Here is a 14,526-nt window from a genome sequence, read left to right on the forward strand (position 1 = left end):
AGGTCCATACCCTTTCTGGTGCTCCTTCCTTAGCGTTATATGAGATTATGAAGTCATGTAGATTACGTTGAGTCCCCCTATTGTAGCGGGAACCGGCTACAACAAATTGCTCATCACTCAGGTTCATAGTATCTATACCCGTCACACTTCAAGCTACAGGTGTGGTTGGCGCTTCGAGCTTTTCTGTTAATGAGGCCTGAACGTACTAAACAGGAGGGATCGCCTGCATAGTGACGATCCCCTGTGGCGTTTAGTTGACGTCTGGCCTTCCCAGATAACCGTCCCAGTCTTTCCACACCGGTTGCAGACCGGCCTGGGTCAGGGCATCGGCCACCGCTTGCGGACGGCGGTTATCGTGCGGGGTGAATTGTTCCAGTTCTGGATGATCGTCGGCGTAGCCGCCCGGTTGGGTTTTGGAAAACGCGCTGACGTTGTTGATGGCGATCGGGATCATGTGGTCGCGGAAGAACGGCGACTCGCGGGTGGAGAGCGACAGCTCCACATCGGGCGCCAGTAGCCGGAAGGCGCAGATCACCTGCATCAGTTGCGCCTCATCCATCAGCGAAGCCGGTTCGATGCCGCCGGCACAAGGGCGCAGGCGCGGGAACGACACCGAATAGCGGCTCTGCCAGTACGTTTGCTGCAAATACAGCAGGTGCTCGGCCACCATATAGCAGTCGGTACGCCAACTGTCGGACAGCCCGATCAACGCCCCCAGCCCGATCTTGTCGATACCGGCGCGCCCCAGCCTGTCCGGCGTTGCCAGCCGCCAGGCGAAATCCTGCTTGTGGCCGCGCAGGTGATGGCGGGCGTAGGTCGCCGCGTGATAGGTTTCCTGATACACCATAACCCCATCCAGCCCGAGGGTTTTCAACTCGGCGTACTCCGCTTGCGACAGCGGCTGCACTTCCATCATCACTGAACTGAACTGCGGGCGAATCAACGGCAGCATCCGGCGAAAATAGTCCATCCCCACTTTGCGTTGGTGTTCGCCGGTCACCAACAGCAGGTGATCGAATCCCAGCGATTTGATCGCCTCGCACTCGCGCAGGATCTCCGGTTCGTCCAGCGTTTTGCGTTTGAGGTGGTTGCTCATGGAAAAACCGCAATAGGTACAGTCGTTGGCACACAGGTTGGAGAGATACAGCGGTACGTAGAAGCTCACGGTGTTGCCGAAGCGCTGGCGCGTCAACTGTTGCGCCCGTTGCGCCAGTGGTTCCAGCCAGCGGCTGGCGGCGGGCGACAGCAGCGCCATCATATCTTCACGCGTGAGTCGATCCGCGCATAACGCCCGTTCTACGTCGGCGTCGGTTTTGCTGTTGATGCGTAGCGTCAGGTCGTGCCATTCCAGCTGTTGCCAGCGTTGTTCAAACGACGGCTGAGAGTGAGCGCTCATCAGTTGACGGCCTCCGTACGATGCAAAAAGCCGGTCAGCGGGCTGGTGGCGCTGGCGATGTGCTGGCGGCTGCCCAGACCGGCCTGGCGGGCGAGCGCCCCGGCGTCCACCGCCAGCCGAAAGGCGCGCGCCATTTGCACCGGGTCGCGCGCCACGGCGATAGCAGTGTTGACCAGCACGGCATCAGCGCCCAGTTCGATGGCTTCCGCGGCGTGGCTGGGCGCACCGATACCGGCATCCACCACCACCGGCACCCGCGCCTGTTCGATGATGATGCGCAGGAAATCGCGTGTTTGCAGCCCCTGATTAGAGCCAATGGGCGCACCCAGTGGCATCACCGCGGCACAGCCCGCATCCTCCAGCCGCTTACACAACACCGGGTCGGCACCGCAGTAAGGCAAGACCACAAAACCGTCTTTCACCAGTTGCTCGGCGGCTTTTAGCGTTTCCACCGGGTCAGGCAGCAGGTATTTCATGTCCGGGTGGATTTCCAGTTTCACCCAATGCGTGCCCAACGCTTCTCGTGCCAGACGGGCGGCGAACACCGCTTCCGCGGCGGTTTTCGCGCCGGAGGTATTCGGCAACAGATGTACGCCCAGCTCGCGCAGCGGCGCCAGAATGGCATCGCTGCCGCCTTTCAAATCCACCCGTTTCATCGCCAGCGTAACCAGTTGTGAGCCACTGGCGTGCAGGGCATCTTGCATCAGTTGCGCACTGGCAAATTTTCCGGTCCCGGTAAATAACCGGGAGGTCAACGTCGTATCTGCAATCTTCAGCATCTCAACCTCCTGCGATTGCCTGAAACAATAGAATGTCATCACCATCGTGTACGGCCTGTTGCGCCCAGTTGTCACGCGGGATGATGGTGTGATTGATAGCCAGCGCCGTGCCGGGTTGTAGCCGGTTCAACTGCTCAAGTAGCTGTTCCACGGTCAATTCGCTGTGCAGTTCGATAACTTCATCGTTGAGCCGGATCTTCATGCTCGCCCTCCACATACCGGGCAGGTGGCCGAGCGTGCCAGTTGCAACGTGGTCCATTGTTGCCGGCGTGCATCGAACAGCCGCAGTTTGCCGTCCAGTGGTGAGGGGAATCCACACAGTAATTTGATCGCTTCCAGCGCCTGTAAGGTGCCCATCACACCGACCACCGGGCCGAGCACGCCGGCGGTGCGACAGTTGCGCTGGGGTTCTGTTGCGTCCGGGTAGAGGCAGGCGTAGCAGCCGTGCGGGTAAGGCGGCATCAGCACCAGCAACTGCCCGCTGAACCCTACCGCGCTGGCGCTGATCAGCGGTTTTTGCGCCGCGACGCAGGCGGCGTTGACCGCGTGGCGGGTAGTCATGTTGTCGCAACAGTCCAGCACCAGATCGGCCTGCGCCACCGCGGTTGCCAGTGATTCGCCTTCAAGCCGGGTAGTCAGTGCGACGGTTTTCACCAGTGGATTGATGGCTTCCAGCGCGTGGCGGGCCAGCACCGCTTTGGGGTGCGACAGGTCTGCGTTGCGGTAGAGAATCTGCCGTTGCAGGTTGGAGATGTGCAGGGTGTCGTGGTCCGCCAGCAGCAGCGTGCCAACCCCTGCCGCCGCCAGATAGAGCGCTGCCGGCGAGCCCAGCCCGCCCAACCCGACCAGCAATACGCGGGAGTCCGTCAGTTTCTGTTGCCCTTCCTGACCGATATCTTCCAGCAGCAACTGGCGGCTGTAGCGCATAAATGCCTGATCGTCGAGCATGTTACGCCTCCCGTCCTTCAATCAGTCGCAGCAGCGTCGCAGTGGCGGTGCGCCAGTCCGCCGCTTGCGTGATGGCGCTGACCACGGCGATGCTACCGACCCCGGTTTCCAGTACCGCCGGTATCCGGTCAATGCTGATGCCGCCGATAGCGACGGTGGGAAAACGTCCGTCCAGCGTGCGGATATGGCGGGCCAACTCCACCAGACCTTGCGGTGCTGATGGCATGGCTTTGGTTTGGGTCGGGAAAATATGGCCCAGCGCGATGTAAGACGGTGCGAGGGCGACGGCGCGCGCCAGTTCGGCGTCGTCATGGGTAGAAACCCCCAGGCGCAGACCGGCGGCGCGAATCGCGTCCAGATCGGCGGTGTCGAGATCTTCCTGCCCGAGATGTACGCCATAAGCCTGGTGTTTCACGGCCAGTTGCCAGTAGTCGTTGATGAACAGCCGCGCCTGATACTGGCGGCCAAGCGCAATCGCTCGGATAATGTCAGGCTCGGCCTGCTCTGCCGGCAGGTCTTTGATACGCAACTGGAGGGTACGAACACCCGCATCCAGCAGGCGTTCAATCCACGCTATGCTATCGATCACCGGATAGAGCCCCAGCCGTGCATCGGTGGTGGGAAATGCGCATTTCATCAGCGTTCCTCCTGCGGCAGGCTGGTGGCGGTGTGGTACAACTCGCTGCCGCGGGCGCGGAATTCGGCGGACATCTGCGCCATACCGACATCCACCGGTTGTGCCTGTGCTTCCTGACGGGCGGCGTAGTCGCGCACTTCCTGTGTGATCTTCATCGAGCAGAATTTCGGTCCGCACATTGAGCAGAAATGCGCCACTTTACCGGATTCCTGCGGCAGGGTTTCGTCGTGGTAGGCGCGGGCGGTTTCCGGGTCCAACGCCAGATTGAACTGATCTTCCCAGCGGAATTCAAAACGTGCCTTGGACATGGCGTTATCGCGGATCTGCGCGCCGGGGTGGCCCTTCGCCAAATCGGCGGCATGAGCGGCGATCTTGTAGGCGATCAGCCCCTGCTTGACGTCGTTTTTGTTCGGCAGCCCCAAATGCTCTTTCGGGGTGACGTAGCACAGCATGGCGCAGCCGAACCAGCCGATCATCGCCGCGCCGATGCCGGAGGTGAAATGGTCGTAGCCGGGTGCGATGTCGGTGGTGAGCGGGCCCAGCGTGTAGAACGGCGCCTCGTGGCAGTGCTCCAGTTCTTCGGTCATGTTGCGGCGGATCATCTGCATCGGCACATGACCGGGGCCTTCGATCATTACCTGCACGTCGTATTCCCAGGCGATTTTAGTCAGTTCGCCCAGCGTGTGCAGTTCGGCGAACTGCGCTTCGTCGTTGGCATCCTGAATCGAGCCGGGGCGCAGGCCATCGCCCAGCGACAGCGCGACGTCATAGGCGGCACAGATTTCGCAGATTTCACGGAAATGCTGGTAGAGGAAGTTTTCCTGATGGTGAGACAGGCACCATTTCGCCATGATGGAACCGCCGCGCGACACAATGCCAGTCAGGCGTTTGGCGGTCATCGGCACATAGCGTAACAGCACGCCGGCGTGGATGGTGAAGTAGTCCACCCCTTGTTCGGCTTGTTCCAGCAAGGTGTCGCGGAACAGTTCCCAGGTGAGGTTTTCCGCGATGCCGTTGACCTTTTCCAGCGCCTGATAGATAGGCACCGTGCCGATCGGCACCGGGCTGTTGCGCAAGATCCACTCGCGGGTTTCATGAATATAGCGCCCGGTGGATAAATCCATTACGGTGTCTGCTCCCCAGCGCGTGGCCCACACTAGTTTCTCGACCTCTTCTTCGATGGAGGACGTCACGGCGGAGTTGCCGATATTCGCATTCACCTTCACCAGAAAATTACGGCCGATGATCATCGGTTCCGATTCCGGGTGGTTGATGTTGGCGGGGATGATGGCGCGCCCGGCGGCGACCTCCTGACGCACGAACTCCGGCGTGATGTTGTCCGGCAGCAGTGCGCCGAAACTGTGGCCCGGATGCTGCCGGCGCAGTACCTCGCCGCGAATGCGCTCTCGCCCCATGTTTTCGCGGATGGCGATGAATTCCATTTCCGGCGTGATGATGCCCTGACGGGCGTAATGCAACTGGGTAACGCGACGGCCCGCTTTGGCGCGCTTAGGCTGCGGCAGATGTTCAAAACGCAGGTGGTCGAGGCCGATATCCGCCAGCCGTTGCTGGGTAAAGCCGGAGCTGACGTGCGGTAAGGTTTCGGTGTCGTCGCGTTCCGCAACCCAGCCGGCGCGCAGTTTACTGAGCCCGCGGTGTACGTCTGGGGTGACGGCAGGGTCGCCATACGGTCCGGCGGTATCATAGACCGGTATGGCCTCGTTGGCTTCATAGCGCGGATTATCGCGGCTACCGCCCAGCAGTGTTGGGCTAAGCTGGATTTCCCGCATCGGCACACGGATGTCCGGGCGTGAGCCGCTCAGGTAAATGCGCTGCGAGTTAGGAAAGGTCGAGCCGCGCAGCGTGTCGATAAATTGCTGTGCCGCGGCGCGTTGTTCGCGACGACCGGAGGATTTTTTTTCGCCGGAAACATTCTGTTCCGTAGACTGGGTCGGTTCTGTAGACAACTTTGATTCTGTAGACATAGCAAGTTCCTATTCATTAAAGGAAAAATTGCTTGTCTGGAGTTCGGAGGGAGTAATGGCCGGATGCTGACCCGTTGGCAACGGCAATGTGGCGTGGAGCCTTGCGGTTGCGGCGACAACGTGAGCGTTGCGCCTGGGGCTGGCAATATAATTACTCTTGTTCCCTTCGCAGGTACTAACCTGATCAGGTTCCGCGGATCCCGAATGAACGGTCTCAGCCCACGCGCCGTGAAGACGGGTTGGGCACTCCGACAAGATACAGCCCCTTCACGGGGCGAGCTAAAACACAAACACTCTATGCGCGATGACGGTGTGCCGTCAATGATCGAACATCAGCCGGATCAAGCTGTCTTCGAGGGTGAAGCGCATTGCCAAGGCTTCACCCACGCCGGATAATGCCTGACGGAATGCCAGACTGTCGGCCGGCTCGATGAAAAACGCCAGATGGCTATCGTAAATATCCATGATTTGTTGGGTATTACTGCGCAGCGCCATATCGAAGTGCGACGCCAGCGTCAGCTTTCTCTCGTTCAGCATGGCGCTTTCCTGCAACATGCGTTCGTAGACATGAAAATGCCCGACGGACAAATAGTCGACCAGATGATGGCAAAACCCACCCAGAGTCTGGGCTGCCGGCGTTTGCCCTGTCTGAATGCTGAGCAGGTGGTAATAGGCCAGCAAGAGATGTTTGCGGGCCTGTAGCCATTGATCAATCAAGGCGTAGTGGCCGCCAACGTCTTCCGTCAGGCGTTGTAACTGTTTCAGCATGGTTGACTCCGGGTATCGATTAGGATGATGACGGTAAGCCGTGTCATTATTGATAAAGACAATCATTTATAACCATAGTCGTATATAACCATAGTTGTATATAACCATAGTCGTAAAATGCCAATCTGGTAATAAGCGGGGCGATAAAAGAGATGGAATTGACGCTGAAGGGTGAAGAAAGCGGATGGTGGGTGGTCTATCACCGCCAGCAGATCTGGTTGCCTCAGGGTGAGTTACCACGAGGAACGGCAGCGCAGTGGCAGTTGCAGCAGTTGTCTGCCCGTCAGGTCGGAGAATGGCTGGGGGAGCCGGTTTGGCTGGTGTTGCAGGATAAAGCCGGCGACATGGGATCGGTGCGTCAACTGTTGAGCCAGGATGCCGGATTATTCCAGTTGGCGGGCCGCGCCGTGCAGTTGGCGGAATTCTATCGTTCGCACCGGTTTTGCGGCTACTGCGGTCATGAAATGACGGCCAGCACCACCGAATTGGCTTGCTTGTGCCCCCACTGCAAGGAACGCTATTACCCGCAAATCGCGCCTTGTGTGATTGTGGCAATCCGCGATCACGATAAGATTTTGCTGGCGCAGCATCTGCGCCACAAGGGCAATATGTACACTACGCTGGCCGGGTTTGTGGAAGTGGGCGAAACGCTGGAGCAGGCGGTAGCGCGGGAAGTGATGGAGGAGAGCAATGTCCGCGTCAAAAACCTGCGTTACGTCAGTTCTCAGCCGTGGCCATTCCCGCACTCGTTAATGATGGCGTTCATGGCCGATTATGACGGGGGTGAGGTGAAACCTGACCCGTCTGAGCTGCGGGATGCCGACTGGTTCCGTTACGATCGCTTGCCGGAATTGCCGCCACCGGGTACGGTAGCCCGGCGTCTGATTGAAGACACGGTAGTACTGTGCCGCGAGGCCGATCGTTAATCGGCTATCGCCAGCGACAATCATGCCTGCACGCAGGCGTTACAAGGAAAAAACCATGACTGATCTGAAAAATGATCGCTATTTGCGTGCGCTGTTGCGCCAGCCTGTGGATGTGACTCCGATATGGATGATGCGTCAGGCAGGGCGTTATCTGCCGGAGTACCGTGCGACTCGCTCGCAAGCCGGCGATTTCATGTCGCTGTGCAAAAATGCCGAACTGGCCTGTGAGGTCACGCTACAGCCACTGCGTCGCTATGACCTTGATGCCGCTATCCTGTTTTCCGATATTCTCACCGTACCGGATGCGATGGGGCTGGGGCTCTATTTCGAAGCGGGTGAAGGGCCGCGTTTTACCTCACCGGTGACCTGCCATGCCGACGTGGAAAAACTGCCGATACCGGACCCGGAACTGGAGCTGGGTTACGTGATGAACGCGGTGCGGACGATTCGTCGCAATCTGGCCGGCGCGGTGCCGTTGATCGGTTTTTCCGGCAGTCCGTGGACATTAGCGACTTATATGGTGGAAGGCGGCAGCAGCAAAGCCTTCACCGTGATCAAAAAGATGATGTTTGCCGAACCGCGTACGCTGCATTTGTTGCTGGACAAGCTGGCGGACAGCGTGACGCTCTACCTGAACGCCCAGATTCGGGCCGGGGCGCAGGCGGTAATGATTTTCGATACCTGGGGTGGGGCGCTGAGCGGCGCGGATTATCGCGAATTCTCACTGCACTATATGCACAAGATTGTCGATGGCTTGCTGCGTGAAAACGACGGTCGCCGGGTGCCTGTGACGCTGTTTACCAAAGGCGGCGGTCAGTGGCTGGAAGCCATGGCGGATACCGGCTGCGATGCGTTGGGGTTGGACTGGACTACGGATATCGCCGACGCGCGCCGTCGCGTCGGAGACAGGGTCGCATTGCAGGGCAACATGGACCCGTCGATGCTGTATGCTCCGCCTGCCCGTATCGAGCAGGAAGTCGCCACCATTCTGGCCGGATTCGGCACGGGTAACGGCCATGTGTTTAACCTGGGGCACGGTATTCATCAGGATGTGCCGCCGGAACATGCCGGCGTTTTCGTTGAGGCGGTACACCGTCTATCTGTTCCTTATCATCAGGATATCGTCTGATGGATATGCAGGCATTACGCGCGGAGCAATACAGTAAAGCGGCTCAGGTGATTCGTCATGACGATCTCCCTTTTGAGCAGCCCGTGCTGATTGCCGGTGCGGATGTCGGTTTCGAGCAGGAAGGCGCGGTAACCCGTGCCGCGGTGGCGGTGCTGGCCTATCCGTCGCTGCAACTGGTGGAATACCAGATTGCGCGTATTCCGACTGTCATGCCTTACATCCCCGGTTTTCTGTCGTTTCGGGAGTATCCGGCGTTGCTGGCGGCGTGGAAACAGTTGCAACACCAGCCGGATTTGCTGTTTGTCGACGGGCATGGCGTATCTCATCCCCGCCGTCTGGGGGTGGCCAGTCATTTTGGCTTGTTGGTCGATGTGCCGACGATAGGCGTTGCCAAACGCCGATTATGCGGGCAGTTTTCGCCGCTGGCGGACGCAGTGGGCAGCCGCCAGCCGTTGCTGGACAAGGACGAGCAGATTGGCTGGGTATGGCGTAGCAAGGCCCGCTGCAACCCGCTGTTTGTCTCTACCGGCCACCGCGTCGGTATGGACAGCGCATTGCAGTGGGTGATGCGCTGTATGCGCGGGTATCGCCTGCCGGAGCCGACCCGCTGGGCGGATGCGGTGGCATCTGACCGTCCGGCGTTTCAACGCTGGCAACGCGGGGCCGGGCTGTAGGATAATGCCGGGTTGGAAACTTTAGGAATTCAGGTATATGGCGGTTCAGTGATTTTCGTTACACTGCCGCCCATTATTATTGAGATAAACGATGTTACGTAACCCCATTCATTTGCGTCTGGAAAAACTGGAAAGCTGGCAGCATGTTACCTTTATGGCCTGCCTTTGCGAACGTATGTACCCTAATTACCATGAGTTTTGCCGGCAGACCGATTTTGGGGATGCGCAACTCTATCGGCGTATACTGGACCTGGTATGGGAAACGCTGGTTGTTAAGGACGCCAAAGTCAATTTCGACAGCCAATTGGAAAAGCTGGAAGATGCGATTCCTGCCGCGGACGATTACGATATGTATGGCGTATACCCTGCTATTGACGCCTGCGTTGCCTTAAGTGAACTGCTGCACTCGCGTTTGAGCGGTGAAACGCTGGAACATGCGGTAACCGTTAGCGAAACCTCGATTCGTAGCGTGGCGATGCTGGAAATGACGCAGGCAGGTCGTGAAATGACCGATGAAGAGTTGAAAGTTCTGCCCGCCGTTGAAGAAGAATGGGACATTCAGTGGGAGATTTTCCGCCTGCTGGCCGACTGCGAAGAACGCGATGTCGAGCTGATAAAAGGTCTGCGCGCCGACCTGCGCGAGGCCGGAGTCAGCAACATTGGGATAAATTTGTATCAATAACGCGATAAAACGTGATTTAAGGCCTGAATTGGCCTGTCTTTAGGCTTCACATCCGCACCCTGTCTGGTCTACATTTGGGGGGCGTAATAAAAGTGGCTGTCGGTGCGTGTATGCAGGAGGGTGCTGTTATGGCATTTCCGTCGCACTCGATGCTTAGCAAGCGATAAACACACTGTAAGGATAACTTATGAATAAGACTCAACTGATTGATGTAATTGCTGACAAAGCTGACCTTTCCAAGACCCAGGCTAAAGCTGCTCTGGAAGCTACCCTGGCTGCGATTACTGAGTCTCTGAAAGAAGGTGATGCAGTACAATTGGTTGGTTTCGGTACTTTCAAAGTCAATCATCGTAATGAGCGCACTGGCCGCAACCCGCAGACTGGTAAAGAAATCAAAATCGCTGCTGCTAATGTGCCTGCGTTTGTGTCCGGCAAGGCATTGAAAGACGCTGTTAAATAAGCACATGCCGATACAAGGTTTAAGCAGAGGGGCGATTTCGCCCCTTTTGCTTTTCTTCAGGCGGCATCTCCGGTTTGTCGTTCCCGTGCTGGCGTGTTTACTGAGCGCCTGTAGCTTTCAGCCGCCGACGCCTGCCGTGTACGCCAGTGGTTATCTGGCCGACCGTGGTGTGGTGCGCTTGTGGCGTAAAGACGACGCGCAGCAGCATCTCACCACACTGGTGACGGCATTCAGCTCATTGCAAGGGAAAGAGGTTCACATAACGCGTTACCGTTTCCTGCAAGGGACGTTGCGGGAAGTCCAGCAGACGACTTCCGCGTCGTCACAGGATGAGGTCAGGCTGCGTTTTGATCAGGACGGAACCGTGAGCTATATGCAGCGGCAGTTGCCGGACCGGCGGGAATCGCTGTCGGAAGACGAGATAGCCTTGTACCAGTTTGATGCACGACGTTTACTGGCGCTGAGTGATTCTCTGCGCGCAGGTAAAGTGTCTCTGATGCAGGGGCGTTGGAACGCCGGGCAGGTGATGACGTGCAGTGGGCAAACGGTGCGCCCGGATCTGGATCGCTCTTCACTGGCTTGGATCGCCCAGCAGAGCGAACGCGCCGCCGGACAGCTCAGCGTGGCCTGGCTGGTGTCGCCGGAAGGGACGCAATTGTTGCAGGTAGCAGAGGCGGATTTCTGTCGCTGGGAGCCAACCGCCGAAACGTGGTGATCAGAGAAGAGTATGGGCGGTAAACAAGAAACAAGGGGCCAGCCGGTCAGGCATGGCCCCTTGTTGATGCTGGCTCTGAACGCTATCGTCAGGCTTTCTGTTCGCGAGCAATGGCACGATAGCCAATATCGCTGCGGCAGAAGCTGCCTTCCCAATGGATGGGTTTAGCCAGTTCGTAAGCGCGTTGCTGCGCATCGGCAACGCTGTGGCCCAGCGCCGTCACACACAATACACGCCCGCCGTTAGTCACCACATCGTCGCCATTAAGCTTAGTACCGGCATGGAACACTTTTCCGTCGGTTGCTTCCTGGGTCGGCAAGCCGGAAATGACGTCGCCGGTACGGTAATCGCCTGGGTAACCGCCGGCGGCCAGTACTACACCTAATGACGGGCGAGCATCCCAGTCAGAGGTTTTCTCGTCCAGTTTGCCGTCGCAAGCGGCTAAACAGAGCTCCACCAGATCGGATTTCAGACGCAGCATGATTGGCTGGGTTTCCGGGTCACCAAAACGGCAGTTGAATTCAATCACTTTCGGTTGACCATCTGCGGAAATCATCAGACCTGCGTACAGGAAGCCGGTATAGACGTTGCCTTCGGCTGCCATGCCGCGTACGGTTGGCCAAATAATCTGGTCCATGACCCGCTGGTGGACGTCATCCGTCACCACCGGCGCAGGTGAGTAAGCGCCCATGCCACCGGTGTTAGGGCCGGAATCCTGGTCACCTACACGTTTGTGATCCTGGCTGGTCGCCATCGGCAGCACGTGCTCGCCATCCACCATCACGATGAAGCTGGCTTCTTCGCCATCCAGAAACTCTTCGACCACGATACGGTGACCGGCATCGCCAAACGCATTGCCTGCCAGCATATCGGTAGCGGCGTTTTCCGCTTCTTCCAGCGTCATGGCAACAATCACGCCTTTACCGGCTGCAAGACCATCGGCTTTGATAACAATCGGCGCACCTTTGCGACGGATGTAGTCCAGCGCCGGTTCAATCTCGGTGAAGTTCTGATATTCCGCTGTTGGAATATGCTGGCGAGCCAGAAAATCCTTGGTAAAGGCTTTGGAGCCTTCCAACTGCGCCGCAGCTTGCGTCGGGCCGAAAATCTTCAGACCTGCTGCGCGGAAAGCGTCTACCACGCCAATGACCAACGGCGCTTCCGGGCCGACGATAGTCAGGCCAATGGCATTCTGGCGAGCGAAATCCAGCAGTGCCGGGATGTCTGTTGCGGCGATGTTCACGTTCTCCAGCGCGGGTTCCAGCGCTGTCCCTGCGTTGCCCGGCGCGACGTATACTTTATCGGCCAGTGGCGATTGTGCCGCTTTCCAGGCCAGTGCGTGCTCGCGGCCGCCATTACCAATAATCAAGATATTCATTGTTATAGTCCCGAATTAGTGACGGAAGTGACGCATGTCGGTAAACAACATCGCAATGCCGTGTTCGTTGGCGGCGGCGATGACTTCATCATCGCGAATAGAACCGCCAGGCTGAATGACGCAAGTGATACCAACGGCGGCAGCGGCGTCGATACCATCACGGAACGGGAAAAACGCATCGGATGCCATCACGGAGCCTTTCACTTCCAACCCTTCGTCGCCAGCCTTGATACCTGCGATCTTGGCCGAGTAAACGCGGCTCATCTGACCGGCGCCGATACCGATAGTCATGTTATTGCGGGCATAAACAATCGCGTTGGATTTAACGAACTTCGCGACTTTCCAGCAGAACAGGGCATCGCGCAGCTCGGCTTCCGTCGGCTGACGCTCGGTAACCACGCGCAGTTGAGCGGCGTCCACCATACCTAAATCGCGATCCTGCACCAGCAGGCCGCCGTTGACGCGTTTGAAATCCAGCCCGGGAGCACGTTGTTGCCATTGACCGCAGATCAGTACGCGTACGTTCTGCTTGGCGGCGGTAACTTTCAGCGCAGCATCGCTGGCTGCAGGAGCAATGATCACCTCGACAAACTGACGGCTGATAATGGCTTGCGCAGTCGCTTCATCCAACTCGCGGTTAAAGGCGATGATGCCGCCGAATGCTGAGGTCGGGTCGGTTTTGTAGGCGCGCTCATAGGCGTCCAGAATCGACTCGCCGATCGCCACACCGCAAGGGTTGGCGTGCTTAACGATGACGCAGGCCGGTTCAACGAACTCTTTCACACACTCCAGCGCAGCGTCGGTATCGGCGATGTTATTGTAGGAAAGTGCCTTGCCCTGCAGTTGTTGGGCAGTCGCTACCGATGCCTCGGCGACGGTCTCTTCTATATAGAAGGCGGCTTGCTGATGGCTGTTCTCGCCGTAGCGCATATCCTGCTTTTTGATGAAATTCAGATTCAGCGTGCGCGGGAAGCGACCGGAGGGCTGAGTCGTTTCACCGTGGTAAGCAGGAACCTTGCTGCCGAAATAGTTGGCGATCATGCTGTCGTAAGCGGCGGTATGTTCGAATGCCTTAATGGCCAGATCAAAGCGGGTTTCGTAAGTCAGAGAACCTTCATTGGCATCCATCTCGGCAATGATCGCCGTGTAGTCGCTGCTTTTAACCACGATAGCCACATCATTATGGTTCTTGGCTGCCGAGCGCACCATGGTCGGGCCGCCGATATCGATATTTTCCACTGCGTCTTCCAGCGTACAGTCGGCTTTAGCGACGGTTTGGGCAAACGGGTAGAGATTAACGACCACCATATCGATTGGCTGGATATGATGTTGAGCCATAACGGCATCATCTTGACCGCGACGGCCCAGAATGCCGCCATGCACTTTGGGATGCAGGGTTTTGACGCGTCCATCCATCATTTCAGGAAAACCGGTGTAATCGGAAACCTCCGTCACCGGCAGCCCGGCATTGGCCAGCAGGCGTGCAGTACCGCCGGTTGAGAGCAGTTCAATGCCACGCTGTGACAGCGACTGGGCGAATTCAACGATACCGGCTTTGTCAGATACGCTGAGCAAAGCACGACGGATAGGACGACGTTGTTGCATGATGGTTTGATCCCCTGACTTAGGTTCTTACTTTAAAGAGCGTTACGTGAATAGTGGCGGTCATATAAAGAAAAATACGGATTGAGCCGCCAATATTCAGCTAACGCACCCACAGATCTGCGTCATTCATCAGGGGGGGAATTGTAGCGAAAACGTTTGCGTGATGCTCGCCAAATTTCAAAAAAATGGCTGTCTTGTGGATAACTCTGTGCAAAATAAGGTATAAGCGGCGCTTTTGCTGTGGAATGCAGCGAACGCGCGATTTAATCAAAAATACCGGTTGCGGCCCGCGAAGAACTCCCTATAATGCGACCCCACTGACACGGCAACAGCGGCAACGCAGCGCGGTGTCAGGAAGAGAAAACGAAAAAAAGCGTTGACTCTTCATGAGGAAAGCGTAGTATACGCCACCTCGCGACAGCAGGCTCAGGCCGGTCGCACTGC

General features: G+C 57.7%; 15 protein-coding genes and 1 riboswitch. Of the genes, 6 read left to right on the forward strand and 9 right to left on the reverse strand.

Annotation, left to right across the window (positions count from 1 at the left end):
* Nucleotides 1-250 precede the first annotated feature (250 nt).
* The 7 genes from thiH to FDP13_RS20705 form a co-directional block, all read right to left on the reverse strand.
* On the reverse strand, nt 251-1,396 hold the full coding sequence (thiH, locus tag FDP13_RS20675; protein WP_143840320.1) for a 2-iminoacetate synthase ThiH: 1,146 nt from the start codon (nt 1,394-1,396) through the stop codon (nt 251-253).
* On the reverse strand, nt 1,396-2,175 hold the full coding sequence (locus tag FDP13_RS20680) for a thiazole synthase (RefSeq protein WP_033575461.1): 780 nt from the start codon (nt 2,173-2,175) through the stop codon (nt 1,396-1,398). The genes thiH and FDP13_RS20680 overlap by 1 nt, the downstream gene beginning before the upstream one ends.
* 1 nt (nt 2,176) lies before the next feature.
* A complete protein-coding gene (gene thiS, locus FDP13_RS20685) occupies nt 2,177-2,377 on the reverse strand; it encodes a sulfur carrier protein ThiS (protein WP_015848175.1) in 201 nt (66 codons plus the stop codon).
* Nucleotides 2,374-3,123, reverse strand: a complete 750-nt coding sequence (locus FDP13_RS20690) for a HesA/MoeB/ThiF family protein (protein WP_143840321.1) — start codon at nt 3,121-3,123, stop codon at nt 2,374-2,376. Before FDP13_RS20690 ends, thiS begins: the two co-directional genes overlap by 4 nt.
* A 1-nt stretch (nt 3,124) precedes the next feature.
* Nucleotides 3,125-3,760 (reverse strand): thiamine phosphate synthase, encoded by a 636-nt coding sequence (gene thiE, locus FDP13_RS20695; protein WP_143840322.1) that lies wholly within the window; start codon nt 3,758-3,760, stop codon nt 3,125-3,127.
* Nucleotides 3,760-5,745, reverse strand: coding sequence for a phosphomethylpyrimidine synthase ThiC (gene thiC / locus FDP13_RS20700; RefSeq protein ID WP_234424456.1), 1,986 nt, complete (start codon nt 5,743-5,745; stop codon nt 3,760-3,762). Before thiC ends, thiE begins: the two co-directional genes overlap by 1 nt.
* A gap of 144 nt (nt 5,746-5,889) precedes the next feature.
* A riboswitch (TPP riboswitch) is annotated at nt 5,890-6,006 on the reverse strand.
* A 57-nt stretch (nt 6,007-6,063) separates the two neighbouring features.
* Nucleotides 6,064-6,513: an Rsd/AlgQ family anti-sigma factor gene (locus FDP13_RS20705; protein ID WP_015848171.1), complete on the reverse strand. Its 450-nt coding sequence runs from the start codon at nt 6,511-6,513 to the stop codon at nt 6,064-6,066.
* 152 nt (nt 6,514-6,665) lie between these two features.
* On the opposite strand from FDP13_RS20705, the gene nudC reads away from it, so the two are divergent.
* The 6 genes from nudC (at nt 6,666) to FDP13_RS20735 (ending at nt 11,099) form a co-directional block, all read left to right on the forward strand.
* A complete protein-coding gene (gene nudC / locus FDP13_RS20710) occupies nt 6,666-7,439 on the forward strand; it encodes an NAD(+) diphosphatase (protein WP_033575465.1) in 774 nt (257 codons plus the stop codon).
* Between the two features lie 55 nt (nt 7,440-7,494).
* Nucleotides 7,495-8,568, forward strand: a complete 1,074-nt coding sequence (gene hemE, locus FDP13_RS20715; RefSeq protein ID WP_143840323.1) for a uroporphyrinogen decarboxylase — start codon at nt 7,495-7,497, stop codon at nt 8,566-8,568.
* On the forward strand, nt 8,568-9,242 hold the full coding sequence (gene nfi, locus FDP13_RS20720) for a deoxyribonuclease V (protein WP_143840324.1): 675 nt from the start codon (nt 8,568-8,570) through the stop codon (nt 9,240-9,242). The genes hemE and nfi overlap by 1 nt, the downstream gene beginning before the upstream one ends.
* A gap of 91 nt (nt 9,243-9,333) precedes the next feature.
* Nucleotides 9,334-9,924: a YjaG family protein gene (locus tag FDP13_RS20725; protein WP_015848167.1), complete on the forward strand. Its 591-nt coding sequence runs from the start codon at nt 9,334-9,336 to the stop codon at nt 9,922-9,924.
* Between the two features lie 187 nt (nt 9,925-10,111).
* Complete coding sequence (hupA, locus tag FDP13_RS20730) at nt 10,112-10,384, forward strand: nucleoid-associated protein HU-alpha (RefSeq protein WP_012882985.1); 273 nt, start codon at nt 10,112-10,114, stop codon at nt 10,382-10,384.
* Between the two features lie 4 nt (nt 10,385-10,388).
* Nucleotides 10,389-11,099, forward strand: coding sequence for a DUF1481 domain-containing protein (locus FDP13_RS20735; protein ID WP_027713406.1), 711 nt, complete (start codon nt 10,389-10,391; stop codon nt 11,097-11,099).
* 88 nt (nt 11,100-11,187) lie between these two features.
* Here the strand turns inward: FDP13_RS20735 and purD are convergent, their stop codons facing one another.
* On the reverse strand, nt 11,188-12,477 hold the full coding sequence (gene purD / locus FDP13_RS20740) for a phosphoribosylamine--glycine ligase (RefSeq protein WP_027713405.1): 1,290 nt from the start codon (nt 12,475-12,477) through the stop codon (nt 11,188-11,190).
* Nucleotides 12,478-12,492: 15 nt separating this feature from the next.
* Nucleotides 12,493-14,082, reverse strand: a complete 1,590-nt coding sequence (purH, locus tag FDP13_RS20745) for a bifunctional phosphoribosylaminoimidazolecarboxamide formyltransferase/IMP cyclohydrolase (protein ID WP_143840325.1) — start codon at nt 14,080-14,082, stop codon at nt 12,493-12,495.
* Between the last annotated feature and the right edge of the window lie 444 nt (nt 14,083-14,526).

This window comes from Dickeya sp. ws52 (assembly GCF_007210685.1).
GTDB lineage: Bacteria > Pseudomonadota > Gammaproteobacteria > Enterobacterales > Enterobacteriaceae > Dickeya > Dickeya chrysanthemi.